General features: G+C 60.6%; 22 protein-coding genes. 10 read left to right on the forward strand and 12 right to left on the reverse strand.

The annotated features are described in order from the left end of the window. Position 1: 1 nt before the first annotated feature. Entirely contained in the window at positions 2-2,581 is a 2,580-nt protein-coding gene (locus tag KVQ74_RS22110; RefSeq protein ID WP_217833497.1) for an EAL domain-containing protein, read from the reverse strand. 388 nt (positions 2,582-2,969) lie between these two features. Here KVQ74_RS22110 and KVQ74_RS22115 point away from each other — a divergent pair, with 388 nt between their 5' ends. Both KVQ74_RS22115 and KVQ74_RS22120 read left to right on the forward strand, forming a co-directional pair. Then, the gene (locus KVQ74_RS22115) at positions 2,970-6,017 is read left to right on the forward strand and encodes an EAL domain-containing protein (RefSeq protein WP_225930132.1); all 3,048 of its coding nucleotides are present in this window, start codon (positions 2,970-2,972) and stop codon (positions 6,015-6,017) included. A 105-nt stretch (positions 6,018-6,122) separates the two neighbouring features. After that, complete coding sequence (locus KVQ74_RS22120; protein WP_217833498.1) at positions 6,123-6,383, forward strand: DUF2790 domain-containing protein; 261 nt, start codon at positions 6,123-6,125, stop codon at positions 6,381-6,383. A gap of 45 nt (positions 6,384-6,428) precedes the next feature. On the opposite strand, the gene KVQ74_RS22125 is transcribed toward KVQ74_RS22120, so the two are convergent. The 5 genes from KVQ74_RS22125 to KVQ74_RS22145 form a co-directional block, all read right to left on the reverse strand. Continuing rightward, positions 6,429-7,361: a LysR family transcriptional regulator gene (locus tag KVQ74_RS22125; protein ID WP_217833499.1), complete on the reverse strand. Its 933-nt coding sequence runs from the start codon at positions 7,359-7,361 to the stop codon at positions 6,429-6,431. A 101-nt stretch (positions 7,362-7,462) separates the two neighbouring features. After that, on the reverse strand, positions 7,463-8,416 hold the full coding sequence (locus tag KVQ74_RS22130) for an aldo/keto reductase (protein WP_217833500.1): 954 nt from the start codon (positions 8,414-8,416) through the stop codon (positions 7,463-7,465). Between the two features lie 15 nt (positions 8,417-8,431). Then, positions 8,432-9,931, reverse strand: a complete 1,500-nt coding sequence (locus KVQ74_RS22135) for an efflux transporter outer membrane subunit (RefSeq protein ID WP_217833501.1) — start codon at positions 9,929-9,931, stop codon at positions 8,432-8,434. Between the two features lie 19 nt (positions 9,932-9,950). After that, positions 9,951-11,426, reverse strand: coding sequence for a DHA2 family efflux MFS transporter permease subunit (locus tag KVQ74_RS22140; RefSeq protein ID WP_217833502.1), 1,476 nt, complete (start codon positions 11,424-11,426; stop codon positions 9,951-9,953). After that, a complete protein-coding gene (locus KVQ74_RS22145) occupies positions 11,426-12,562 on the reverse strand; it encodes an HlyD family secretion protein (protein WP_217833503.1) in 1,137 nt (378 codons plus the stop codon). The genes KVQ74_RS22140 and KVQ74_RS22145 overlap by 1 nt, the downstream gene beginning before the upstream one ends. Here KVQ74_RS22145 and KVQ74_RS22150 point away from each other — a divergent pair. Genes KVQ74_RS22150 through mug form a run of 3 tightly spaced genes read left to right on the forward strand, consistent with a single transcriptional unit; the run spans position 12,561 to position 13,949 of the window. Continuing rightward, on the forward strand, positions 12,561-12,779 hold the full coding sequence (locus KVQ74_RS22150; RefSeq protein ID WP_217833504.1) for a hypothetical protein: 219 nt from the start codon (positions 12,561-12,563) through the stop codon (positions 12,777-12,779). The genes KVQ74_RS22145 and KVQ74_RS22150 overlap by 2 nt on opposite strands. Before the next feature lie 34 nt (positions 12,780-12,813). Further along, on the forward strand, positions 12,814-13,437 hold the full coding sequence (locus KVQ74_RS22155) for a TetR/AcrR family transcriptional regulator (protein WP_217833505.1): 624 nt from the start codon (positions 12,814-12,816) through the stop codon (positions 13,435-13,437). 8 nt (positions 13,438-13,445) lie between these two features. Next, complete coding sequence (gene mug, locus KVQ74_RS22160) at positions 13,446-13,949, forward strand: G/U mismatch-specific DNA glycosylase (protein ID WP_217833506.1); 504 nt, start codon at positions 13,446-13,448, stop codon at positions 13,947-13,949. 88 nt (positions 13,950-14,037) lie between these two features. On the opposite strand, the gene KVQ74_RS22165 is transcribed toward mug, so the two are convergent. The 3 genes from KVQ74_RS22165 to KVQ74_RS22175 all read right to left on the reverse strand — a co-directional run bounded on the left by KVQ74_RS22165 (position 14,038) and on the right by KVQ74_RS22175 (position 19,900). Next, positions 14,038-15,543: an MBL fold metallo-hydrolase gene (locus KVQ74_RS22165; RefSeq protein WP_217833507.1), complete on the reverse strand. Its 1,506-nt coding sequence runs from the start codon at positions 15,541-15,543 to the stop codon at positions 14,038-14,040. Beyond that, the gene (locus KVQ74_RS22170) at positions 15,533-19,171 is read right to left on the reverse strand and encodes a S8 family serine peptidase (protein WP_217833508.1); all 3,639 of its coding nucleotides are present in this window, start codon (positions 19,169-19,171) and stop codon (positions 15,533-15,535) included. The genes KVQ74_RS22165 and KVQ74_RS22170 overlap by 11 nt, the downstream gene beginning before the upstream one ends. Positions 19,172-19,246: 75 nt before the next feature. Then, positions 19,247-19,900, reverse strand: a complete 654-nt coding sequence (locus KVQ74_RS22175) for a TetR family transcriptional regulator (RefSeq protein WP_217833518.1) — start codon at positions 19,898-19,900, stop codon at positions 19,247-19,249. Between the two features lie 112 nt (positions 19,901-20,012). Between KVQ74_RS22175 and KVQ74_RS22180 the strand changes: the two genes are divergently transcribed. Further along, a complete protein-coding gene (locus KVQ74_RS22180; RefSeq protein ID WP_217833509.1) occupies positions 20,013-20,669 on the forward strand; it encodes an O-methyltransferase in 657 nt (218 codons plus the stop codon). A gap of 287 nt (positions 20,670-20,956) precedes the next feature. On the opposite strand, the gene KVQ74_RS22185 is transcribed toward KVQ74_RS22180, so the two are convergent. Next, the gene (locus KVQ74_RS22185; RefSeq protein ID WP_217833510.1) at positions 20,957-21,697 is read right to left on the reverse strand and encodes an SDR family oxidoreductase; all 741 of its coding nucleotides are present in this window, start codon (positions 21,695-21,697) and stop codon (positions 20,957-20,959) included. Positions 21,698-21,794: 97 nt separating this feature from the next. Here KVQ74_RS22185 and KVQ74_RS22190 point away from each other — a divergent pair, with 97 nt between their 5' ends. From KVQ74_RS22190 to KVQ74_RS22200, 3 genes are all read left to right on the forward strand, one after another. Continuing rightward, a complete protein-coding gene (locus KVQ74_RS22190; RefSeq protein WP_217833511.1) occupies positions 21,795-22,706 on the forward strand; it encodes an AraC family transcriptional regulator in 912 nt (303 codons plus the stop codon). Between the two features lie 170 nt (positions 22,707-22,876). Beyond that, positions 22,877-23,278 (forward strand): hypothetical protein, encoded by a 402-nt coding sequence (locus KVQ74_RS22195; protein WP_217833512.1) that lies wholly within the window; start codon positions 22,877-22,879, stop codon positions 23,276-23,278. A gap of 84 nt (positions 23,279-23,362) precedes the next feature. Continuing rightward, complete coding sequence (locus KVQ74_RS22200) at positions 23,363-23,755, forward strand: Imm41 family immunity protein (RefSeq protein WP_217833513.1); 393 nt, start codon at positions 23,363-23,365, stop codon at positions 23,753-23,755. Between the two features lie 12 nt (positions 23,756-23,767). Here KVQ74_RS22200 and KVQ74_RS22205 read toward each other — a convergent pair whose 3' ends face one another. After that, complete coding sequence (locus KVQ74_RS22205; protein WP_217833519.1) at positions 23,768-24,145, reverse strand: c-type cytochrome; 378 nt, start codon at positions 24,143-24,145, stop codon at positions 23,768-23,770. Between the two features lie 442 nt (positions 24,146-24,587). On the opposite strand from KVQ74_RS22205, the gene KVQ74_RS22210 reads away from it, so the two are divergent. After that, a complete protein-coding gene (locus KVQ74_RS22210; RefSeq protein WP_217833514.1) occupies positions 24,588-25,496 on the forward strand; it encodes an alpha/beta fold hydrolase in 909 nt (302 codons plus the stop codon). 149 nt (positions 25,497-25,645) lie between these two features. On the opposite strand, the gene KVQ74_RS22215 is transcribed toward KVQ74_RS22210, so the two are convergent. Continuing rightward, positions 25,646-25,882, reverse strand: a 237-nt coding sequence (locus KVQ74_RS22215; protein ID WP_404822719.1) for a DUF6124 family protein, incomplete at its 5' end; no start/stop codon positions are given.

Raw genomic sequence — 25,882 nt, forward strand, 5'->3', positions numbered from 1 at the left:
TTTACTCGACTTGCAGGTTCTTGAATGGCGCCAGCTTAATCCATTGCGCGAGCGCCTCGCCAGGCAATGGCGCCGAGAAGAAGTTGCCTTGGCCGATCTCGTAGCCCTGGGCCTTGAGAATGTCGCGCTGATGCGCCGATTCAATCCCCTCGGCCACCACCTGCAAGGAAAGCCCCTTGCCGATACCGATCACCGATTCGCTCAAGGCGCGGCATGAGTTGTCATGTTTCAGGTCGTCGACGAAACTCTTGTCCAGCTTCAACTCGCTGATGGGCAGACGCCGCAGATAGCCGAGGCTGGAATAACCGGTGCCAAAGTCATCGATGGCCAATCGCACGCCCAGGACGTGCAGGTCGCGAATGGTTTTTTCGGTGGCCAGACTGTTGGAAAGCAATACGCCTTCGGTCACTTCCACGCACAAGTCGGCGGGTTGCAAAGCGCAGCGTTGCAATTGTTGATCGATCAGCCCCGCCAGATTCAGATTGTGAAAGTTGATTGGCGATAGATTGATCGATATCGACGGCACCCTCAAACCTTGTCGACGCCACTCGGCGAGCTGCTCGCAGGCCTCGCGCAACACCCATTGGCTCAAGTCATTGATGAGTCCGCATTCTTCGGCAAGCGGAATGAATTGCAGCGGGGAAATAGTGCCCAGCGTCGCGTGCGACCATCGGGCCAACGCCTCGACACCGACCAGCCGCCCACTCGCCAGATGGATCTGCGGCTGATAATGGAGTTTCAGGTCATTGCCGGTGAGGGCTTCACGCAGCGCCGTTTCCAGCATCAATCGTCCTTGCGCGATCCTGTTCATCTCTTCGAGAAAGAAAGAAAAACTGCCGCGCTCGGTGCGTTTGGCCTGGTACATGGCGATGTCGGCGCGGTGCAACAGGCTTTCCATGTCTTGACCATCACCCGGAAACAGACTGATCCCGATGCTCGCCGAAACCACGACCGAGGTGCCCGCGATCGTCGTCGGGCTGCTCAGGATGCTCCGCAGACGCTCCAGAAAAACCGTGACATGTGTCGCGTTCATCCGTGGCAGGACCAGCACGAATTCATCACCGGACAACCGCCCGACAAAGTCAGATTCACGCAGCACGCTGCGCAAGCGTTGCGCCATGACCCGCAGCAACTCGTCCCCCGACGCGTGACCGAGGGCGTCGTTGACTTGCTTGAAGCGGTCGAGATCGACAAACAGCACGGCGAGTTCGGCGTTCTCCCGTGCCATTTCGAGAATGCAGCGCTGTGCCTGGGACATCAGGAAGTTGCGATTGGGCAGGCCGGTCAAGGCATCGTAGAAAGCCATTCTGCGAATCGATTGCCGGGCTTCTTCCCGTTCCAGCGCCAACATGCACAAGTGCGTGCCCGCCGCCACCAGATGGGTGTGCAGCGGATCGGGGCCGCGACATTCCCGGAAGTACAGCGCGAACGTCGCCACGATCCGTCCGGAGCCGTTGCGCACGGGGATCGACCAGCAGGCGCGCAGGCCCGACTCTTTCGCCAGCGCCTTGTAGTCGGCCCATAGCGGGTCGTTGTTGATGTCCGTCACCAGCACTGGTTCGCCCCGGTAGGCGGCGGTTCCGCACGACCCGGCGACGGGGCCGATCGATAAGCCCTCGATGGCCCTGGAGTAATGCGACGGCAGACCCGGACTGGCCAACGGGTGCAGAACGCCTTCCATGTCCACGCCCAGGATCGACACGATCACCTCGGGAGCGATGCGCTCGATTTCCTGGCACATCAGCGTCAGCACGCTCTCCAGCGACTCTTCTTTGAGCAGCGCGCTGATGACCTTTTCCTGCAGCACCTCATGCAGCTTTGACTGGGTGATGTCGGTCAACACGATCACGATGTTATCGATCTGCCCCTGGGCGTCGAACACCGGCGTCGAGGACACGTGGACCCACAGTCGCTGACCGTTGCGCTTGCTGATCAGCGCGCTGTCTTCGTGGGGCTGACCGCAGAGAATCTTTTCCAGCCTCGGCTCCGCAGGTGCCTGGGCGTGGATATCCGAGACGAAGAACGTCAACGGTGATTGCCCGATCACGTCCTCGCGGGAATAACCGAGCAACCGGATGAGTCCGTCATTGACATAGATCAGCCGTGCATTGGCATCGACGATGCAGGTGGCGGAACTGGTGACATTGACCGACATGGACAGCAAGCGGTGTTCGATGTCTTTGAGGCGCAGTTGCGTGACGTCCTTGAGGAAGGCCGCGTACAGGATTCGCTCGCCGAGGGCGATTTTCGAGATGGACATCGTGCCCCAGCGTTCTTCGCCGTCCTTGCGCACGATCTGGATGTCGCGGCTGACCCCGACAATCTTGTTGATCCCGGTCTCGCGGTTGGCGCGGACATAGTCATCGTGATGGGTGCGCAGGGGATACGGGACCAGGGTGCTGACGTTGCTGCCCAACACTTCCAGACGTGGGCAGCCCCAAAACCGTTCGGCAGCGGTATTGAAGAACACCACACGGTTTTGATCATCGATGATCACCACGGCGTCGATGGCCTGTTCCAGGGTCTGTACGAAGAAGTCTTCGGCCTCGTCGCCGCTCGTCAGTCCGACTTTTGCATTCATTGCTGCCAGTTTCCATGCAACCACCGCGCTTTATCCGTAAAGGCCTGTGGGACACCCTGAAACCCTCTAGACCGGAGGGGGAACGCGTACATTTGACGTTGAAAAAACGCGAGTTCAATTGCCCGATTCAAAAGCTGAGAATAGTCGTGTTGTGGCGAACTTACGAAAAACGCGGCGCAGGTCGCGACTTACTCTCCGCATTGCCTCCATGATAATCATTGCGATGAATAATCATCCTTCCCGCGGCAGGCTCTTTGGTATGCCATAAACAGCAACTTGAATCGGAATGACTGATTGTCAGACACGTTTTTGTAAGCATCTAAGAGGAAAGGAATTTAGTTGGATTTTCTGACCGTTTGACCAATAACGACTGCAAAAAAACAGGTCGATGCGCAGATTTAACCATTTCAATCCAACATGGCTTTCTTATAGAATTCGCCGCCTTGATGGCTCCTCGCCATTAGCGTCTCCCGAAACGACAACTCTGCCATACCGCGCGGTGACTTTCTATCCGGTACAACCCTGCGCATTAAAACCCTCTAGTACGAGCCTGGACCGCTGGCCAGAAACTTTCGGCCGGGCTGATTCTTTTACAAAATTTCCCTGGCTGTCCAAGACAGAGGAGGATTATTTGCTTCGCAAGCTCGCAGTGCCTCGTGGTTTGAGGACGGTCCTGGCTACCGCTCTGGTATTTCAATGTGCAACTTTAATCCTTAGTTTCTGGCTGGTGACCAGCAACCAATCGAGTATCGGAACCCTGTCCAATGTCGCAGTCGACCAAGTCGATGCGGTGGCGGAAACCGTTCAACACTTGATGGAGGCGCGGCTGTCCCTGTCGCGCGCCAACACCCGTATCGTACTGTTCAATTCCGTTCCACAGGAGATGGTGCAGCACGCGCGTATGGAGTTGACCCTGGCGAATGAATCGTTCGACCGTTTTCTCACTCGCACCCGAGTTGATGAAGAAAACCATATTCGCGTCCAGGCACTAAAAGATGTCTATTCGCGTTATGTGAATGTACTGAATCAATTGCTCAAGTACACCGGGGCTGGCGATGTGCAATGGGCACTTGCGCAACCGGTACAGGATATTCAAGAGGAATTTTTACTGGAACAAAAGAACTTCATAAGATATGGCAATAGCGTCAGCAAGACTTCACTTCAGTCGATGGGTGACCGATTTGAAATATATATGGCTGCCGCCGCGATGATTCTTTTTCTGGTATTGGCGACGACCTTTTTCTTTTTGTACATCATCAAGAAAGTAGAAAAGAGCCGGCTGCTTAAAATTGCAGTCAATAGAACCGACAGCGCCATTGTCGTAACCAACTCGAATGGCATCATTACGTATGTCAACGAAGGCTTTGTGCGTATGTTGGGTTATGAGGCATCCGATCTGGTAGGGAAGAAACCGGACGAGGTGTTTTATGGTCGGCATACCGATCAGGATGCGATCTTTTCCTTTAGAAACAGCATCCAGAGCGGCGTCAGTCACACCACTGAGTTGCTGGTCTACAACAAGTCAAAGAATCCTTTATGGGTGCGTGTGGTTGCCAACCCGGTGTTGGACCCTGAGGGCGTTCAACAGGACGTCGTGGCGATCGTGACAGACATCACCGAAGCCAAGATGAACGACGAGTTGCAGTTCAAGGTGCTGAGCGCCATGGCCCGAGAAGAGTCGCTTCCCGATGTCATGAAGCTGATTTGTCTGGAAATCGGCCGTATCGCCCCCGAAATCGGTGTTTCGATCAGGCAGTTCGATGAGCATGGCTGCCTTCCGCTGGTCGCGGAGTTCAACTTGCCGGAAGGGTTGATTCAGTCATTGGAGAACCTTGCCGAGCGCTCCATCCTGAAAAAAATGGATGCGCAACAAAGTATCATGTTGAACTTCACTGATCCCGCATCGTACACGGGCGATTGTGTCGATCATGAACTCTCGCAATCACTCGGTTTTACCGCTGGCTGGATCAATACCATTCGCTCCAACAACGGACGCATCCTGGGCACGTTGACCCTTTATTATCGCGAGAATCACCTTCCGGCAGCCCAACAGTACCGGTTGCTGGAAACCAGCCTGAAACTGTGTGCGCTCGCCCTGGAGCGCGATAGTTTCATCAACGATATTGAACGGCTGGCCTATTACGACAGCCTGACGATGTTGCCCAATCGGCGCATGTTGATGATGAAAGCCAACGCGATGATTGCCAATGCTCAACGCGCGCAATCTTCCATGGCGGTGTTGTTCATCGACATTAATAAATTCAAGCAGATCAATGACTCGCTCGGGCATGCCGCCGGGGATTTGCTGCTGTCGGAAATTGCCAGGAGACTTCAGGGTTCGGTACGGGGCAATGATTTTGTCAGCCGCCTTTCCGGGGACGAGTTCGTGATTATTCTTTCGCCTTCCAATGCCGAACAGTCGATTGCCTTTTCAGAAAGAATGATGAGCAAACTGGCGGAACCGATGATGTTGAACGATGTAAAAGTCGTGCCTTCCGCCAGTATCGGCATCGGTATTTACCCCGACCACGGCAGCGACATTCAGTCGTTGCTGTTACATGCCGACCAGGCGATGTACAAGGCCAAGTCGGCCGGTCGTCAGGTCATTGAAGTCTTCGATCCGGTGGTTACTCCTCCGGTCGAGGACGAGCTGACATTGAGCCTGGCAGTCAAGGATGTGCTGGCGTCGGATCAACTGGCGATGCATTACCAGCCCCAGATCATGCTCGACGACTACCGGTTGTTTGGCGTCGAGGCGTTGGTGCGCTGGTGTCATCCGCAACTTGGAGACATTCCGCCGAGCCGCTTCATCCCCTTGATGCGCGATGAAGGCATGATGCCCGAGCTCAATCGCTGGGTACTCACCGAAGCCTGTCGGCAGATGGTCCAATGGCGCGACGCCGGGCTTGTGGTCCCGCACATGTCGGTCAATATCTTTCCGGTGGCCTTTCGCGACAGAGCCATTGTCGAGTTCATCCAGACGTTACTGGCCAGACATGAATTATCACCTTCCTGTCTGACGCTGGAGGTCACCGAAGACTTCATCCTGGACGCGACCGACACGGTGATATCGGTCATCACCGAGGTCCGGCAACTGGGGGTCAGTCTGTCCATTGACGATTTCGGCACCGGTTACTCCAGCCTGAGCTACCTGCTGCGCCTGCCCGTCAACGCGATCAAGCTGGACAAGAGTTTCATCGACGATATCGAAAAAAGTGCAAGCGCCCGCACGCTCGTTCAGTCGATTGCGGGTATCTGTCATAGCCTGCAATTGAACATCGTTGCCGAAGGGGTCGAAACCGAGGGGCAACTGGAGATCCTTCGAGAGCTGGGCTATCACGTCGCGCAGGGTTATTGCTTCTCTCGTCCGCTGGAGCCGGAGGATCTTGCGCTGTGGGTGCATGAGCGTTCGCATTCATACCTCTCCCGGCAATAGTCTTTGTCCAGCCGGCCGATTTTTCCCCTGTCGGCTGATCCCTAACATCGTCTCCAGGCCGCCAGCAATCAGGCTCCAGCGGCCTTCAACGAGACGGTGAACATCATGACCTTGAAGAAAACGGCGCTGCTTTTGATCCTCGGCACCTTCGGCGCACATGCTTATGCAGCGGACAGCGCAGAAGCCAACGCCACCCCGATCGAAACCTATGATTACGCGACCAGACTGGATATCGAACACGTCATCTCCATCACCGAACCCGCCAACGAATGCGCGCCGGTTCCGGTACAGATGACCTACGAAGACTCCTACGGCGAACGCCATGTTCTGCAGTATCAAGTGATGGGCACCGGCTGCTCCAGTTGAGTCCGGTGCAGACGATGGAGGGTCGACACTCCATGTCTGCGGCACTCAGTTTTTAGCGCTGACGATGGCCTGATTCGCCGCAAGCATTTGCGGAATCGATTGCTTGAGAAACTCCACCCACGTCTTGATTTTCGCATCGACGAACCTGCGCGACGGATAGATCGCGAACAGGTTCAACTCCTCCAGCCGATACTCCGGCAATATCCGCACCAGCGTTCCCGCCCGTAATCCCTCCACGGCCGATGCAATCGGCTGGATACCGATTCCTATGCCTTTCCTGATCGCAATGCTCATGCCGTCGGCGGTGTTGATGTGCAGGGGCGACACGGGAATAGTGATGGTTTCCATGCCGTCGGGTCCTTCGAACGTCCAGTTCTCCACGGGCATGACCGTGTTGACGATCCGTAGGCACTCGTGTTCGCACAGCGCGGCGGGGGAGTCGGGTGTGCCGTGTTTTTCCAGATAGGCCGGCGCGGCGCAGAGGATGCTGTAGGTGATGCCGAGCCGTTGCGCGACGAAGCCGGAATCCGGCAGGTCGCGGGCCAGCACGATGGACATGTCGTAGCCTTCCTCGAGCAGATCCGGGACGCGATTGGTCAGGGTCAGGTCGAACATCACCGTGGGGTGAATCTCGCGGTAGCGGGCGATGGCGTCGATCACGTAATGGTTGCCGATGGCGGACATGGTGTGGATCTTCAGCCGGCCAACGGGCAGGGTCTGGGCGGCCCCGGCTTCTTCATCGGCCTCGCGCACGTCATCGAGGATTTTTTCGCAGCGTTGCAGGTAACGCACGCCGGCTTCGGTGAGGGCCAGGCGGCGGGTCGTGCGGTTGATCAGGCGGGTGTGCAAGCGTGCTTCGAGGCTGGAGACAGTTTTGGAGACGTTGGTTGTGGTGGTGTCGAGCAGTTCGGCGGCGGCGGTGAAACTGCCGGTCTGGGCGACTGCACTGAAGAACCGCATGCTCTGGAAGACGTCCATGGTTTTGGCCTTGTTGGGGTGCAGGGATTATAGGTGCGCGGCCCGGAAAAACAGCCCTCTCCCGGAGAGAGAGGGCTGCGACCTGAATCACGCGCAAAACTTCAAGCCGAACGCGCCGGAATAAACCCCGGAACCCCAGTCTCCACCACCGAATTGAAGCGAATCCGCGTCGTGATCTCGTCCTTGATCTCATGCATGGCCCGATGCGGCAGGGTGCTGATGTCGACGTTTTCCTGAATATGGCTCGGCGTCGCCGAGGTCGTCAGAAACGCCGTGCCGCGCTGCACCGCCCAGGCCAGCAACACCTGCGCCGGCGTTTTCTGCACACGTTGGGCGATGCCGGTAATCACCGGCTCCTGCAGCACATTTGGCACCATGCCATGCCCCAGCGGAGCAAACGCAAGAACGATAATCCCGTGCTCTTTGCAGAACGCCAGCAGTTCCCATTCTGGCAGGTACGGGTGCGACTCGATTTGCACCACCGCCGGTTTGATCCGCGCGACGGCGACGATTGCCTTGAGGGCGTCGAGGGTGATGTCCGACAGACCGATGGACTTGCAACGGCCTTCATCGACCAGGCTTTCCATGGCGCGCCACGTCTCCAGCAGCGTCACGCCGCCGTCGTAGATGACGTGCCCGTAAATGTCCCGTGGGTCCTGATCGTCCCCGGCCTGGAACGCGAACGGCGTGTGGATCAGGTAGCAATCGATGTAGTCGACCTGCAGCCGCTGACAGCTCGCTTCGAACGCCGCTCTGACCCGCTCGGGACGGTGGTTGGTGTTCCACAGTTTGGTGGTGATGAACACCTCTTCGCGGCGGATGCGGCCTGCGTCGAAGACTTGCTGGAAGGCCACGCCAATCTGCTCTTCGTTGCGGTAGCGCTCGGCACAATCGAAGTGGCGAAAACCGGCCTCCAGCGCACATTTGACCGCCTCGGTGGTGGTGCCCGGATCGCGGAACAACGTGCCGAAACCCACCGCCGGCATCGCGCCCGCACCATTGTTCAGCGGCAATCGTGTGTCGCGCAGTTCATCGCGAATGACTTCGTAGCTCATGACGTTTCTCCGTCGTTAAAGCGGTTGTTGATCGGTGGATGTCGAGGCCTCGCGGGCGGCCATTTTCTGCTCGAAGGCGCCGACAGAATTGCCGCCCAGCGCCACGAACAGGCGCACAGTGTCGAGGTAGCGCGCCGTCTTGACCTGGATCTGCCCGAGCAGCGCCTGCTCATAGGCGCGCTCGGCTTCCAGCACCTGAAGGATGCTGTTCTCGCCTTGGGCATAGGCCTGCTGGTTCAAGCGCAAGCTGGTTTCAGCGGCACGCAGGGCGTCGTCCTGAGCGAGGTTCTGCTCGGCGCCGTGGCTGATCGCCTGCAGGGTGTCCGCGACCTGCCCGAACGACTGAATCAGCGTTTGCTGGTAGCGGGCGAGGGAGGCGTTGTAGCCATCGACCGCCGCCTGGCGTTCAGCCTTGAGCGTGCCGCCGTTGAAGATCGGTGCGGTCAGCCCGGCAGCGAATCCCCAGAGCGCGGCGCCGCCATTTCCGGACGCCGCTTGCGCCAGCGAAGCGGACAGCTCGACATGCGGGTACAGATTGGCGGTCGCGACGCCGACCGCGGCGCTGGCGATGTGCAGTTCCGATTCGGCTTGCAGCACGTCCGGGCGGGTGTGGGCCATCTCCGAGGGCAGGCTGACCGCGATGTTCGACGGCAGGTTGAACTCGTCGAGGCTGAAGTCCGGTGCGATCCAGTCAGCCGGGCCTTTGCCGGCCAGGATCGACAGCGCATGCCGGGCCGCATCCCGCTGCTGGGCGAGGGGCGGCAGCAGCGTGCGATCCTGGGCGAGGCGGGTTTCGGCCAATGACACATCGATCTGGGTAGTCGTGCCGTGCTGCTGGGCCATCCGCACCAGATCGAGGTTCTTCGTGTCGTTCGCCAGCAGGGTTTCCACGGCCTTGATCTGCGCGTTGGCAGAGGCGAGCAGCAGTGCCTGACTGGCAACGTCGCCGGTCAGCGTCAGGTACGCGGCTTCGTAGCGATGGGTTTGCAGTTGGGTCAGCGCCTGTTGCTCTTCGACCAAGCGCTTGTTGCCGCCGAACACGTCCAGGTCGAACGCGACCCGTGGGCCAATGGCGTAGAAGTTGTTGGCGGTTGGCTGCGGCCCGTTATGCGTGCGCTGGCGCCCGGCCTGCGCGCCGAAATCCACCTGCGGGTACAACGCACCTTCCGCCGCTGCGACGGAGGAGGCGGCCTGGCGGATGGTCGCGTCGGCGGCCACCAGTTCGAGGTTGCCGTCGATGGCGCGGCGCACCACCTGATCGAGTTTCGGCGAACGGAACGCTGACCACCAGTCACCGTTCAGCCGTTTGCCGAGGTCGATGTGCTGATTGCCGGGCGTGGTTTCGGTCCCGAGTTGCTGCTCGGCCTGCCGGTCGTAATGCTGCGACTTGCTGGCGATATCGGGGCGCTGGAAATCGGGGCCGACGGTGCAGGCGGACAACAACACCAGTGCCGCCAACAGGGTGATTTTCGTCGGCAACGCTGACCGACTGATGAAGCGCGTAGAAGATTTCATGTTCCGGACTCCACGAAAATTAGTTGGTCGCAACGGGTTTGCGCAGCAACAGCACCAGCGGGCTCACCACGAGCATCGCCGCCAGCAAAATCTTGAACTGACCCATCACCGCGATGAACGCCGCCTGGTGGGTGACCAGATGGTTGAGCCCCTCAAGCGCCGACAGCGAGGTTGGCAGCGCCTGGTGATAGGGCGTCAGGTTGCTGACCAGCGCCGAGTGCATCGCCTGGGTGTTGTTGAAGAAAAAGATCTGCACCACCGCCACGCCGAGCGTGCTGCCGTAGACGCGGATCAGGTTGAAAATGCCGGTGGCTTCGGGGCGCAGCTTCGGATCGAGCGTGCTGAACGCGACCTTGCTCAGGGCCGGCATCAAGATGCCCAGGCCAACCCCCTGAATGAATCCGGTGATCGCCACGGGCGTCCAGTCCATCAGCGGCGAGTAACCGAGCATCAACCAGTTGGCGTACGCCACCAGCGCCACGCCGAGGGCCACGAACAGCCGTGGATCGATCCACGCCGGTGCCCGACCCATCAGCAGGAACGCGCCCACCAGAGCGACGCCGCGCGGAGCGGTCATGAAGCCGGTGGTGTCCGGCGGATAACCGAGGATTTCATCGAGCATCGGTGAGGTCAGGGCCATGGTCGACAGCAGCACGAAACCGAAGGCAAAGAAGATCGCGGTCGAGCACAGGAAGTTGCGGTCGGCGAACAAACCCTTGTTGATGAAGTGCGCCTTGCGGGTCAGCACATGGACGCTGAACAGGTACAATCCCAGTCCGCAGACCAGCGCTTCGATCCAGATTTCCGGTGAGTCGAACCAGTCCATGCGCGCGCCCCGGTCGAGGAGCATTTGCAGGCCGATCATGCCCAGGGTGAAGCTGCCGAAACCGAAGAAGTCGAACGACGGGCGCGGATCGGCTTTTTTCTCGGCGAGCAGCAGGCTGACCACCATGAAGATGTACGCGGTCAGCGGCAGGCTGAGGTGGAACATCGGCCGCCAGTCGAAATACTCGCAGATCCAGCCGCCGAGACTCGGGCCGCTGACGATGCCCAGCAGCACCAGTGCGGTCCATTTCGGCGCGAAGGCCGGGCGATGCTCGACGGGCAGCGTTTCCACGGCAATCGCCATCGACAGCGGCGCCAGAACGCCGGCCGCCAGGCCTTGCAGGACACGCGCACCGATGAACTCCAGCGGCGTAGCGGCCAGGGTGCCGAGCCACAGACCGAGGGCGAACAGGGCGAGCGCGCTCTGGTAGACACGCTTCAGGCCAAAGCGTCCGGCCAGCCACTGCGCCACCGGTGTGGTGATCGCGCTGGCAGCCAGGTAGGCGGTGAAAATCCACCCGGCCTGGTCGTCGGTCATCGACAGGCTGCCCTGAATCAGACGCAACGCAGCGTTCGGCAACGGCAGATTGGCCGACTGCATGTATGTGGCGAGCAGGGCGACCAGGCGCAACGAGCGCGCATCGGCCGCCGTGGCGGTGTGGGTGTTCATCACGAGTCACCTGCGGTCAGCAACGACTTGAGCGGATGCCACCATGGCGTGCGATGCCCGGTGTCGATGGTGACCGTGGCGCTGGTGCCGGAGAACAACTGCACCGTTGGATCGAGTTCGTCCAGCTCGAGTCGCACCGGAACCCGCTGCACCACTTTTACCCAGTTGCCGGTGGCGTTTTCCGGCGGCAGCAGGGCGAAGTCGGAACCGGCACCGGGGCTCATGCTGGTCACGTGCGCCTTGAACCGGCGATCCGGGTAGGTATCGATGGCGATGGTCGCGGTCTGTCCGGGGCGCATGTGGGTGAGCTGGGTCTCGCGGAAGTTGGCTTCGACCCAGATGTCCCGCTGGGAGATCAGCGCAAAGGCGGGCGCGCCGTTGTTGACGTAGTTGCCAACCTGCAAGTCATCGACTTTGGCGACGATGCCGTCGTCCGGCGCCCTGACCGTCGCGTAGGACAGGTAGAGCCTGGCTTCGTCGAGCTGAGCCCTGGCCTCGCGCACGGTTGGATGATTGTCGATCGCGATGTCCGGATCGCCATTCAACGCGACGACGGTGCTGGCGATCTGTTGTTCGATTGCAGCGATGTGCTGCCGCGAGACTTTGAGGTCGGTTTCCGCACGCTCGTAAATCGCCTTCGAGACGAACTCGGTGGCGACCAGCGCTTTCTTGCGGGCGAACTCTTTCTGGTCGTAATCCGCCGACGCTTTTGCCGATTGCAGCTCGGCCTGTTGCTGGCGGTAGCTGGCCTTGAGGCCGTCGATACGCAAGCGGGCGTTGCCCAGTTGCGCTTCGGCGCGGTCGACGGCGATCTGCAACGGGGCAGGATCGATGCGGAACAGGATCTGACCCTTGTGCACCGGCTGGTTGTCCTCGACGGCGATCTCGACTACTTGTCCGGAAATCCGCGCGTTGATCGAGGCCTTGGCCACCCGGGCGTAGGCGTTATCGGTGGAAACGAATGGCTCGTTGGCCAGGTAATGGCTGTAGCCGACGGCGGCAAAAAATGCCGGGACGCCGGCCATCAGCAGCGGTCGCAGTTTCTGCCTGAGGGGCTTTTTCGGCGGTGCGTCGGCCAGGGTTGGGCCGGGGTGTGGGTTGGCTTTTGTCGCTGAGAGATCGAAGGGCTGGGTCATGATCAAATCCACCTGTAACCGGGAAATCGGGCCGACCTGTGCAAGCGGCCCGGACGTCATTCATTGCGGTGAAAAAACAAGCCGAGTGCGGTGGTGGAGGATTGCTCCGCTGCCGCTGTTTCGTCGTCGCCAGACCCGGTTCGAGCTCCGCTACAACAAACCTGCCTATCAAGGAATTTTTGATTCCTTAATTTTGTGCGATGGTGTAAGAATATGAGCGACCCCACTTTCCTGCAAGGATTAAATGCGAGATGGCACAAAATAAACCGACAGAAGGAAAAGGCCGCGGCCGCCCGCGTGCCTACGATCCGCAAACCGCGTTGCAACAGGCGCTCGGGGTGTTCTGGAATACCGGCTACTCCGCCGCTTCGCTGGACAGCATCGCCAGCGCGGCCGGGATGAACCGTCCCAGCCTGTATGCCGCGTTCGGTGATAAACATGCGCTGTACATCAAGGCGCTCGACCAATATTGGGAAACCGCCCACGCCGCCATGCAGGCTGTGTTGAAAGACAGCAGCCTGACCCTGGAGCAGGCGCTGACCGGGTTTTACGAAGGCCAGTTGGCGATCTATTTCTCGGGTGACGGCCAGCCGCGCGGCTGTTTTGCAATCGGCACGGCGACCACCGAAGCGGTCGAGGATCCGGAGATTCGCCAGGTGCTGTCCTTGCGGCTCAGCCAGCTCGATGCTGATTTGCAAACGCGTCTGCAACTGGCGATCGACGCCGGCGAGCTGAAAGCCGATGCCGACCTCGCCGCGCTGGCGGTGCTCGCGTCGTCCCTTTTGCACAGCATTTCGATCCGCGCACGGGCCGGTAAGTCCCGCGAGGAGCTGGCAGCACTGGCGCGCAGCGCCGTCAGCGTCATCTGTGGGTGATGGCGTCCATGGCAGCGCTTGAAGACATTCTGGCGGACGGTCTGTCGGTGGTTTTCTGCGGGATCAACCCCGGACTGCTCGCAGCGGAGCAGGGACATCACTTTGCCGGACGGGGTAATCGCTTCTGGCGCACGCTGCATCTGGCCGGGTTCACGTCGCAGGAAGTGCGGCCGGAAGAGGATCGGTCAATCCTGCAATACGGCTGCGGATTGACCGCCGTGGTGGAACGACCGACCGCGCGAGCGGATCAGTTATCGGCGAATGAATTCACAGCGGCGGCCGCGAGCTTCGAGCACAAGATCGCCCGCTGTGCGCCGCGCTTTGTGGCATTTCTGGGTAAGGCGGCGTATGCCGGATTGTCCGGGCAGAAAGTGCTCCAGTGGGGGCCTCAGGCGCAGACGTTTGGCGGTGCGCAGGTGTGGATTCTGCCCAATCCCAGTGGGCGTAATCTGGCGTTCAATCTGGAGCAACTGGTGGCGGCGTATCGAGCGCTTTATCTGGCGACGAACTGAAGCAAGCGCCGTGGACGGCAAATGCCTCGGGCCGGCGGCTCATCCAGGGATGATTCCGCCGGGGCTCGCTCAGGGCGACCTTGCGACGCTACGCAACATCAAACTCAACCCACGTCCGCCGCTGGTCGCCGCCCTTGCCCACGAACCCCACCCGAACCGCCTGAATGGACCCGGACGGTGTCGCGAAGGGCGCCTGGCCTGCCAGCAGTTTCGGGTCGTCAGCGCGAATGACGCGCGGGCCGCACTGGGCATCCAGTGCCGTCAGGAGCGAGTGATACGGCATTTCGCCCCAATGCACATTCTCCGCGTCGGCCTTGTTCGTGGGGATGAAGGCGGTGAGGTCCTTGCTCGTCATCAGCTCAAGGCCTTTGGCCTTGGCCGTCGCGTTCTCGCTGCCGTGATGGCCGACCTTGTAGTAGACGGTTCGGTTCAGCAGGTCCGGGCCGGTCACGGTGATTTCTTCCGACATCTTCCAGTTCGCGTCCTGCCAGCTCAGCCAGTTGCCAATCTGCGCGTCGGCGGCGAAGAGGAAAACCCGGCCGGTGTCGACGATCTCGAAGGCGAGCACCAGGCTGGTGTTGTTGATCTTGTTGTCGAGTTGCATCGCCAGTGAGCCGGCGGAGCTGAGCCAGTCGTAGTCGATCCGCCGCCACGCCTGATTGGTCTCGTTGGCGTCGGTGGTGCGCACGCGTTTTTTCGAGGCGATCAGTGGCGCCCGCTCACTCGGGCCGTAGTAGTGCAAGTACGCGAATTCGGCAGGCCCCTTGGGCGGCTTGACCACACGCGAGATGCCGTTGAGTGGAGTGCCCAGGCTGGGGTCGAACGGTGCTGTCAGGTCGGTGAAGTCGCTAGTGGAGGCCGCTGCGGCGAACGCGCTGGAGAGCGTGTCGGCAATGCGCAGGCCGTTTTCGTCGCTGGACATCGCGTAGCGCTCGCCCACGCGGTCCACGATGTTGAAATAGTCCGGGTTGCGCGACGGCGCGAGAACGTAGGCACGTATCGCGCAGGCGCTGGGAATGTCGAGCGGCGCTTGCGCGGGCTCCAGGTATTTGATGGCTTTTTTGGCGAGCCCGGCAGCCGTATCTCGCATGCCGCGTACCGTTTCGCCCTGGGCGCCGAAGCTGAATGCCAGGAGTTCGTCGATGCCTTCGCGCAGCGGTGCGGCCGACTTTGCCTCGTCCAGGTGCGCCACACCATGCAACTGGCGGCTGGCGCCTGAGAGCGCACTCAGTGCCTGCTGCTTGAATTTGTCGAGCTTTTGCGCGTCGGGATCGGTCGGCGACTCCGTCCAGGCCATCCACACTTCGTCGATATGGAAATCGGCAAACCGGTTCGCCGAGGCCCTGAACGCGGAGATGTGGTCAGTGTGCTCGTGGGTCAGCACCAGCACATCGATTTGACCCTTGGTCACCGCAAAAACGTCGGCGACGATGTCGTCGATGATTTGCGACCCGCCCTTGATCGAGGTGTGAATCCCGCAATCGATGAGCATCCAGTAAGGGTTGCCGTCGGCTTTCTCGAAACGCAGCAAATGGCAGTCACCAATGCCTTGGCAATAGTGGCGAATGGTGAAGCCCGGGTTCTTATTGGGCATGGCCGAACCCTCCGTTGTGTGAGTGCAGGAGCGCGAACGGCTCGCTCGGGGTGGTCGCAAAGTAGAGCGCTTGCAGTGCCCCCATGGAACCGCTGGACGCCTGCTGCCGTTGCCGGGCCAGGCGGCTGTCGCTGCCACTGTTCTTGACGATGGCGTAACGGACTTCGCAATCGTTCTTGCGCGGATCGAGAATCAGCGTCGTGCCGCCCCTGAACCACATCTGCGGGCCGCCAGGGTCATTCGGGTCAACCGGGACGCGACGGCGTTGCAGGATCGTCGCCACCACCTCGATCTGGAAGCCGCCATCGGGCGTCACACGGCGCGCCGGGCGAACGCTGGGCACGTCGAAGGTGGTTTCGCCGGGGGCTGCGGGACCCACAATCACCCCATCCGAGGAGTATTTCGGCACATCGGGAAGCAGGCCGAACTCCACGCACAGTTCCGGGTTCTTTTTCAGCAGATCCGAGAGACGTCTCCACAGTTTCCAGCGATTTTCTTCGTTGAGCCTCTGGACGGCCTCGCGATCAAGCTTGAGATCCCAGCCAAAGTCGAGGTCTGCCACCAATCCCGCCAGCCACTGCGGTTTTGAATTGACCAGCGTGCCCCAAGCCAGCGATTCCTCCGACACCGTGCGCACGTCGCGCGGCAGCAGATTGCGTTTGCGGAAAGCGTCCATGAAGGCGACGCGGTAGTGGAATCGGTCCACGGCGACCAGGTCGATATCGGCGGTGATGAGCGCGCGCAGATACTCGCCAAACGTGATATCGACAGCGGGGCAGTAATCCAGCGCGCGAATGCAGATGCGCAGCACATGGCGGGCAGTCTTGCAGGTTTCCTCCGTCAGCCGTTCCACCAGGTCATGGGGCAGGGCGCCCTTGGGCAGCAGACCGGTGCCGTTGGTGGCGATACGGATAAGATCGGCGGTGCGGCGGTCGACGATGCTGAGGAACGCCTCGTACACCGCCGACACCAGGATCGAGCCTCGGTCGTGCATTTCCATGTCGTCGGGATACTTGGGCTTCGGGCCTTTGGCGAGATAGTCGCGCAACGGGCCGCCACGGTTGGTGCCCTCGCCGAACTGTTTGGCCAACGCGCCGAGCAGGCGGGCGGCGTCCATCACCCCATGCGCCTGACGCACCTGAAAACGCACCAGCTCGGGAATCGAGAAGTGCTGGAAAAGCGCCACGATGTCGGCGAAGGCCTCGTGGAAGGCAGGCACGTCCGGGTTCGAAGCATCCTGGAAGCGACGGTGCAAGCCGTCCAGCAGCGCGTGGGACATTTCGTGGGCAATGATGTCGCTGGACAGGCACGAGAACACCATCGTGCCGCCGGGCGTGGCACCGGTCGGGTCGGCCTGCGACTGGAAGTAGCCGAACAGCAGCGCCACTTTGTCCGGGCTGTAATAGGCGTTGTCGGTGCGCAGGGCATGGGGGTAGATGCGCAAGCGCCGCACCGTGTAAGGCTTGAACTCCACCTGGCCCTTGCTGTTGGTAGATGTTGCCCAACGTGCGGCCCAGAGCACCCGCCGGCCAAGGGCTTCCTCGAAGTTCTTGATGGTCTTCATGGCCACCGCGTAGACCATCTGCTGATGGAATTCCGGATTGCCTTCGGAGGGCGGCCATCCATCTTGAGCCAACAGTTTTGGCTCGTTGAGGTTGACCGGATCGTAGAGACGATTGGACGCCGGATCGACATCGACGATCTCAAGGTACTCGCCGACCGGGCCGGGCTTGAGGTCTTCCTCCCACGGGACGTTGATGACCGTCTCGTTGATCTCCACAGAACTCAATGTCTTGGCGATGGAGGGGTCCAGTGCGTACACCCGCAAGCGTCGCGGCGGCGTGGGCAGCACTTTGGCCTTGCGTTCGATTTGAGATCCCGAGGGAATCGCCGCAGGCCCGACGCCTGCGGCGGCCTGCTTGCGACCCAGTTGCTGCTCGAGGAAGGCCTTCAACGGCGCCGAAGGATTGCCCGAGTCGAGTGCCGCTTCCAGATAGCGGCTGCGCAGGGACGCCGCCACGCCGGTGGCGGCGTCGTTGTCCGGGATCGCCTCGTCCACCTGTCGATTGATCTGTGCCATCTGGGTCAATTCAAGCGCAAACATTTCCAGTGTCGCCGGCGTCTGTCCAGCGGCGAGACTGACACCGCCGACGCCGAAGATCAGGTTGATCCAGCCCCAGCTGGGTTCGGCTTTTGAAGTCTTCTTGAGATCAGCGACGGCAGGGGGCGCGATCTGCAGCAATGCGTCGGCCTGTAGCACCCCTCGTCCAATTTTTTCGAGCGTTTCACCTTTGCCCATGACCGCCGTCGTTTGTCGCGCAGACTGAAACAGCGCCCAACGCGCAGCCTCGACACGCATCCACGGCTCGGGGTACGCCGCGAGGGCCTGAGCATGTTTGGCCATCCACAGCGCGACGGCAGCGGCCAGTTGTGGGGTGGCCGATGAGGTGCCCGCGCCGTCCATGCTGACGAGTTTGCCGCACCCGAACTCCGCCCACGGCACGTTGGGCGTGAAGGCGCCCATTGCCGTCTGCATTTTCGACGCTGGCCCATAGTTGCCTTGCATGGTGCCAAGGTTAAGTCCGGCGTAGGCCCGGCCGTCAGCCATCACGCCGCAGGCTGCAAGGACACGCTGGAAGCGTGCCGGGAACACGATGGAACCCGGGGTCGGCAGCTTGGCGTAGTTGTTGCCTGCTGCGGTGACCATGAACAGGCCACGCTCATAGGCCAGATTGACCGCGTCGGCGAGGGCGCGAGACGTCAGGCCGCCCATGCTCATCGACAGTACATGCGCGCCCTGATCCACCGCGTACTGGAAGCCCTGAACCATGGTGCTGGTCGAGAATCGCACCACCCAGTCGGCAATGCGTATCGGGATCACCGTCGCGTGAGGGGCGCCACCGACGAAGCCGCTGAAGCCTTTTCCGGCCGGAACGTTGGTGATCTGATTGCCGGCCAGCAGGCTCAGCGTGGCGTGCCCATGGCCCTGGTTGCGAATGGCGTTCCAGCCGTCCGGCGTGCGGTCGGTGGCATCATTGAGCCGGCCCGGATCTCGAAAGTTGCGCTGATTCAGCAGGTCCAGATTTAGCGGCAAGCTGGCGTGCTTGGGGTCATAACCGGTGTCGAGATGAGCGATCTTGATGGCCTGCTGCTGGGCCGGGGTGACATTGTTCCGTGCATTGCCAAGCTGTGAGTACTGATTTTGCAGATGCCAGTCGTCGCCGGCAGTGGAGACAGCTTTTTCGCCCGAACCGTCCTGAGGATGAAAGGTGCAGGCCGCTGCGGCCGCCAAGGCTTGTGCCCCCGGCGTCTGCTCGGTAAACCAGGTTTGCTCGGTGTCCGGCTCGATGAACTCGATTGGCGTGCCGCCACCCGCTGCGGCGGCGAAGGCTGCCCCTTGGGCGAGCATGGCATGGGCGGCGTCCCAAGGATTGGCCGCTGGCGGCAGCGGCGCGCGATACCAGGTTGAACCGTGCGCGGCCGCCATGCCTGCCGCGCCGGCCGGGGCCGGTGGAGCGGGGATTTTCAGGATTTCCTCAAGGGGCGGGCCGCCGACGGCTGCTGCGAGTCCCTGATTCTGTCCTGCGCTTAAGCTCCCGCGGATCTTGACCAGCAGTGCCTGTCCCATCGCTCTTCTCCCTGTGTGCGTTGAATCATCCTAGCGCACTGGAGGAGGATTGATGGCTGAATGCCTTCAAAATTTCTACCGTTCATCTTTGGGCGTTTTCGGCTGCGCGAGCGCAACGACATACGCCTGAAACATATCCGCCATCCCGTCGCCACAAAGCGCAATTTCCTCCTCGCTGCGCGGGGTTCCCGAGAAGTCCTTGCCCACCGAACTGAGCGTCCGCAGGATCAGATCGCAGGCCAGCGCGCGGGTCGGATCGCTGGCCTCGGGCAGCAACTGGAGGATGAACGTTTCAAAGATCTGCTTGCCGGCCGCGCGCACCTCGTGAGCCTCGGGCGCATCGCGGTAGAGCGGGGCGGAGTCGTGCAACGCGCCGCGCATCTGTGCTTCTTCGCACTCCGATCGGATAAAGGCGTGCACCAGCGTGCGCAGGCGATCCAGCGGCGGCTCTTCAAGGTTTTCCAGAATCCGCCGCAGCATGGCGGTGGTCTCCAGCCATTCATCGCTCTGCAAGCGGAACAGGATCGCGGCCTTGTTGGGGAAATACTGGTACAGCGAACCGATACTCACCCCAGCCTTTTCCGCGACGCGGGCGGTGGTGAAACGGGCGGCGCCTTCCTTGGCCAAAACCTGAGTAGCCGCTTGCAGAATCGCCCCGACCAACTCCGTGGAGCGCGCCTGCTGCGGCTGTTTGCGTGAGGAAATACGGGCCTTCTGGCGCTCGGTCATAGGGGGCTCGGAGGTTGGGGGAGAACGCGAATAGCGCAGGCGACGAATCACTCGCATCATTTAAATGCGACGAATTGCTCGCATCTTAGTCCCCAACCGACGGAAAGCAATCATGACGACTTTGACCACTGAGCCCCTGGCGACCCTGATCGAACGCCTCTACACCCAGGCCGGCGCCGCCACCAGCCCGGTGCTGAACACGGTGTCGCACGAAGAGCGCGAACGCCTGATGCACAGCAAAACCGAATACCTCGAACTCTACGCCATGCTCAAAGACCTGTGGCTGCCGGTCTCCCGCGACACCGGCAAGCTGCTGTACATGCTGGCCCGCAGCACCAAAGCCAAGGCCATCGTCGAATTCGGCACCTCGTTCGGCCTGTCGACCCTGCACCTGGCGGCGGCCCTGCGCGACAACGGCGGTGGCGTGCTGATCGGCAGCGAATTCGAACCTTCGAAGATCGCCCTGGCGCGCAAACACTTCGTGGAGGGTGGCGTCAGCGATCTGATTGAAGTTCGCGAAGGCGATGCGCTGGTGACACTCGCCAGCCACCTGCCGGAGACTGTCGACCTGCTCCTGCTGGACGGCGCCAAGGCGTTGTACGGCGATGTGCTGGGCCTGGTGGAAAAACACCTGCGCCCCGGCGCGCTGGTGGTGGCGGACAACACCAACTACTGCCCGGAATATCTGGCCCATGTGCGGGCGCCGGGGAACGGGTATGTGTCGGTGCCGTTTGCCGATGATATTGAGGTGTCGATGCGGTTGGGGTGAAGCGTGTTATTGCGGGGCCACCGATCCGGTGGCTCCCCGCTGCGGGCATGCTTTCTTCCTGAAAAAACGCCCAAGGGTTTGGCGCGTCCTGGATGTTTAGGGCGGCTTACTGCCTTGGGCGGGATGTGGGCAGCGTAGGTCGCCACAACGAAACGATAGAGCTTGAAGAATCACCCGACAAGGTGACACTTTCCGGTGAGTTTGTAGGTAATGACGCAGGGATGTGTAGCCTTGATCTGTCATGCATTTCTCGGGCGATCAGCGCTCGATTGAGTCGCTGACGAGATCTATCGCAACCCACTCAACGCAATTGCGTCAGCCCCCGCCGGGAAGCGAAGCTGTCCCGACACATCGTTCGCGGCGCGCCAAACCGCCTCCGCCACATCACTCTCGGTAGTGACCGGCGAGGTGCCCAGCGAATTGAAGATCTGTTGCGCAATCGGCACGTAAGCCTCTGGAATCAATCCCGCCATGCGCACTTCTCCATTGGCGGTGAAGCGTGTCGTCGGTGCATAACCCGGTTCGACCAGTTTCACCTGGATGTTGAACGGCGCAAGCTCCAGCGCGAGTGAACCGCTGAAACCCTCGATCGCCTGTTTGCTGGCCGTGTAGGTCGCGACCATCGGCATCGGGGCAAGTGTTGCACTGGAGGTGACATTGATTACCACGCCGCCACGACGGGCGCGGAACTGTGGCAGAACCGCCTGAGTCAGGGCCATCACCCCGAAAGTATTGGTTTCGAACAGCTCACGGGTGGTGGTCATCGGGGTGGCTTCGAAGGCGCCGAACAGACCGATCCCGGCGTTATTGACCAACACATCGAGGGGGCCGCTCGTTTCCAGTGCGGCGCGAATACTTTCAGGCTCGGTGACATCCAGGGCCAGGACGCGCAAGCGATCGGAGCGGGGCAGCAGGTCTTCGCGCGGTGCGCGCATCGTGGCAATCACATTCCAGCCTTGCGCGAGAAAGTGACGTGCAGTCTCCAGGCCATAGCCAGAGGAGCAACCGGTGATCAGAACAGTCTTCATGGGGGCATTTCCAGGTAGGTCAGGTAGCGGCTACGATAACGGCGCCTGGCGAGACTCCCCATAATCACAAGTCCACTATTCATTCGCGAAAGTCCCTATGAGCGATCCTCTGTCCGATGTCATCACGTTGCTCAAACCTCGCGCGGTGTTCTCCAAGGGCATCAGCGGCGCCGGACGGTGGGCGGTGCGCTACTCGGCGTTTGGCTTGCCGAGCTTTTGCGCGGTGCTGGAGGGGAGCTGTCTGCTGGCCGTGGACGATCAACCGGTTCTCACGCTGGAGGCGGGTGACTTCCTGTTGTTACCCAGAACGCCCGCGTTCACGATGTCCGGTTTCGATCCCGTCGAGCCGCTGCACATTCAGCCACTCAAAGCGGTCACGCCGATCGACGAGGTTCGCCATGGCGATCTCGACGCGCCAGCCGACGTGCGTTTGCTCGGAGGCCATTTTGTCTTTGAATCCCCCGATGCCACCCTGCTGGCGCAAATGCTGCCTACGCGCTTGCATGTGCGGGACAGGGAGCGCCTGACGACGCTGGTTCGCTTCGTGCGTGAGGAGTCCATGGGGCAGGGCGCCGGGCGTGAGTTGATCCTGACTCGCCTCGTGGAAATGCTGCTGATCGAAGCATTACGCGCGACACCCGAAGCGGAGGCGCCACCAGGGCTGATTCGCGGCCTGGCCGACCCGCGTCTGGCGAAAGTCCTGCAACAGATGCACGGCGACATCGCGTGCCCGTGGACCGTGCCGCAGCTGGCAAAGATTGCCGCGCTGTCGCGCTCTGCGTTCTTCAAGCGTTTCAATCACACCCTCGGCCAAGCCCCCATGGAATATCTGCTGGCCTGGCGAATGGCCGTCGCCAAGGACCTACTGCGCGGCTCGGCGGCGGGCATGATCGAAGTGGCCGAGCGAGTCGGCTACAGCTCGGCCAGCGCATTCAGTACGGCATTCAGCCGACACATGGGCGTATCGCCCAGCCATTACCGGAGCGAAGGGGGCAGGGCTTTGGCTTAGCGCTGAGAAAGCTGCGTTGGCGAAATTGCAAGATCAACGCGCGACGGGTTATATGATGCTGTGCAATATCACCCGGCGTTTGATGCCACGGAGTGAATGCGCGAAAGACTTCGAGGCCGGCACTGCTAGAGTGGCGCCAATCAGGCAAATGAACGGGTGCGAGATCGCCAATGAGCAAACTGGGTTGTAAATGCGGCTACGTGATCGTCGACCAGACTGACAGCTTGCCCTATAAAGCCCGCCTGCTTCGCGACGAAGCAGAGGAGGCGTATTGGCGTGAGTTCGAGCGCCAGATCAAGACTTTCGTTGCTGCGGTGGAAGCAGGAGACAAGGCATGCTACGTCGCTGAGTACGGTACACACTCTCCATGGATCAAATCGTCGGATCTTCTGATCAACCGCCTGAGTAGCATCCAGGCTCACCACGAAACCACCATTTACGAGTGCAAGGGTTGTGGTCGCTTATGGTTGCAAAAGCCGGATAGCAAGCAATTTGTTTCGTATACCTCTGAAGAAAACGAATACCGGGCCATTCTGGCCGCGGCTTCAGGGGATGGTGATCAGATTGATTGAGAAGCCATAAATCGCCAGTCCTTTCTGGATACGACTCTGATAGTCCATTAGTCTGGCGCCGGATCTGAACAGGACGCTGCTTTCATGGATGCACATTTCATCATCGACAGAAACTCCGCCAGGTGCGAAGCCTTCGACGACGACTCCTTCATCGGGCAATTACACGAAGCGCAAATCGTGGCGCACGATGAGTATTGGCAACTGGAGTGGGCGCTTTATCAACTGGCGACCCCAGAACACTTCACCCAAGAGCTTTCGCAAAAAGTGTTCAGGATATTCAGCTTTAGCTCCCACGCGCTGGCGAGCCACTTTGATCGCAAGGATTTATTCAAAATTCGAAATCTGAAAAGAAAGCAGGTCTACGAATTTCGTTTTCGATTCAAATTGGTTTTCGAAGGCTTTTTTGCCCAAAAGATGCCGAGCCCGGACTATTTTTCCGAGGTGAATCCACTGTTGCTCGGCAGCTCTGACGATTGACTCGACTCAAGCTCAGCGTTTGCTTGCAATCAAACCGACCATGTACTCATTCAGATCGCGAAAATCCTTAACGCTCCAGGCATGCGGCGCGATCTTCACGCCATTCTCCTGCAGAGTTTTCGGAATCAGATTGCCGTTCGGACGCAGGATGACCGACGACACAATCACGCCCGGATAATCATTGAGCCGTTTCTTGAACGCGGCAGTCGTCAGGTCCGGCGTGGGCGGATTGCTCTTGTGAGCCAACGGCCCGGTGCCCTTGATATCTGCTCCGTGACACACCGCGCATCGCTGCACATAGAGGGTCTTGCCGTTGGCATTCTCTGCCAGGGAAACGGGTATTGGCGTGAGGGATGAAGCAGCCAGTAAAGCGATGAGTACCGTTTTCATTTCCATGGGGTTTGAACCGAGACTGTCCGTTGTGCTCGCGAACGATCAACTGGCTTGCGGTATTGCTTGCTAGCCGCCAACGTTCGAATTGTGCGCGGTGTTATAGCTGAAAACGGCGTCTACACCCAACCTCCCCATACCCGTCTCTTGCTGTGAGTCCTTCAGGAAGAAGTTCGCTGTCGTGTTGTTCGCCGTTCTGTTCCGGGCCGGATGCGCCAACCAGAAATTCAAACCCGCATATCGCACCCAGATCCATGCCGTGAAAACTCTGCCGGTTTCGTGGAAGCCCCGGGAAATGCGCTACATGGGCCGCGAACAAGCCTGGGGCGGTAGCGTTGCCCTGGCGAATTTCCAGCCTGCCAGTAAGCGAGCCGTCCGCCACGCCCCTGCGAACAGCACAAACAGGTCTACGCTCCTCCAACCACCCACTGGAGACGCCGTGATGATCCGAGCCTTGTTGATCGCTTCCCTGTTCGTTGTCGTCAGCGCTCCAGCGCGTGCCGACGTGAGCGCATTCCCGTCGTCGTTTCATACGCAAGACATCGCGGTAGAAGGGGCGAAAATCCATGTGCGCGTGGGCGGGAAGGGGCCGGCCGTGGTGCTGCTGCACGGTTTTGGCGACACCGGTGACATGTGGGCTCCACTGGCCGCCGACCTCGCCAAGGATCACACCGTCGTCGTGCCCGACCTCCGTGGCCTCGGTCTGTCGTCGCTGGCCGAAGGTGGCTACGACAAGAAAACCCAGGCCGGCGACGTGCATGGGGTGCTGACGACGCTGGGCATCAAGAACGCGGTGATCGTCGGCCATGACATCGGCACCATGGTCGCCTTTGCCTACGCCGCGCGTTATCCGCAACTGACGGACAAACTGGTGGTGATGGATGCGCCCGTGCCCGGCATTACCCCGTGGAACGACATCGTCCGCTCGCCGATGCTCTGGCACTTCGACTTTGGCGGCCCGGACGCCGAGCGGCTGGTTGCCGGTCGTGAGCGAATCTACCTCGACCGTTTCTGGAACGAGTTTGCCGGCGACCCCGCCAAGGTCGACGAAGCGACCCGCCAGCACTATGCCAAACTCTACGCCCGCCCAGGCACCATGCACGCCGCATTCGCCCAGTTCCGCGCCATCCGCCAGGACGCGCAGGACAACGAAGCGACCATGCAAAACAAACTGACCATGCCGGTACTGGCCGTCGGCGGCGAAAAGTCCTTCGGCAACAACGAAGCCATCGTCATGCGCAATGCCGCCGTCAACGTCAAGGAACTGGTCATCCCCGGTGCCGGGCATTGGCTGATGGAGGAGGCGCCGACTCCCACCATCCGCGCCATTCGCGAGTTCATCAGCCTGTGAGGGCTGACGCGATCGACGTGATTTGGCTGGAGTCTGCCTCGGCGATCGGCTGAATCTTCACCGGGCGACTGGCGTCATCTGGCCGACGACCGTCTGCTGCAACAGACAGTCGCCGGCCATCGCTTGATCCGGCTGCAGGGGGCGAGCCGTTACGTCAGCTCGACATGATCCAGCGCCTGATTCACCGCCAACTCCGCGACCATCACCACCTGCGCGATCCCCAGCGCTGTCTTGCGATGCGAGTGATCGAGGGTGGCGGCAAAGTTGCTCAGCATCTCGGTGACCGAACCGAGGTTTTCGCTGGCGTTGGCGAGCAGGGATTCGGTGTTGTACTTCGGATTGGCGAGGTACATGGCTTCGGGTTCGTTGCAGGACGACATGATCCG

The organism is Pseudomonas botevensis (assembly GCF_019145475.1).
Classification (GTDB): domain Bacteria; phylum Pseudomonadota; class Gammaproteobacteria; order Pseudomonadales; family Pseudomonadaceae; genus Aquipseudomonas; species Aquipseudomonas botevensis.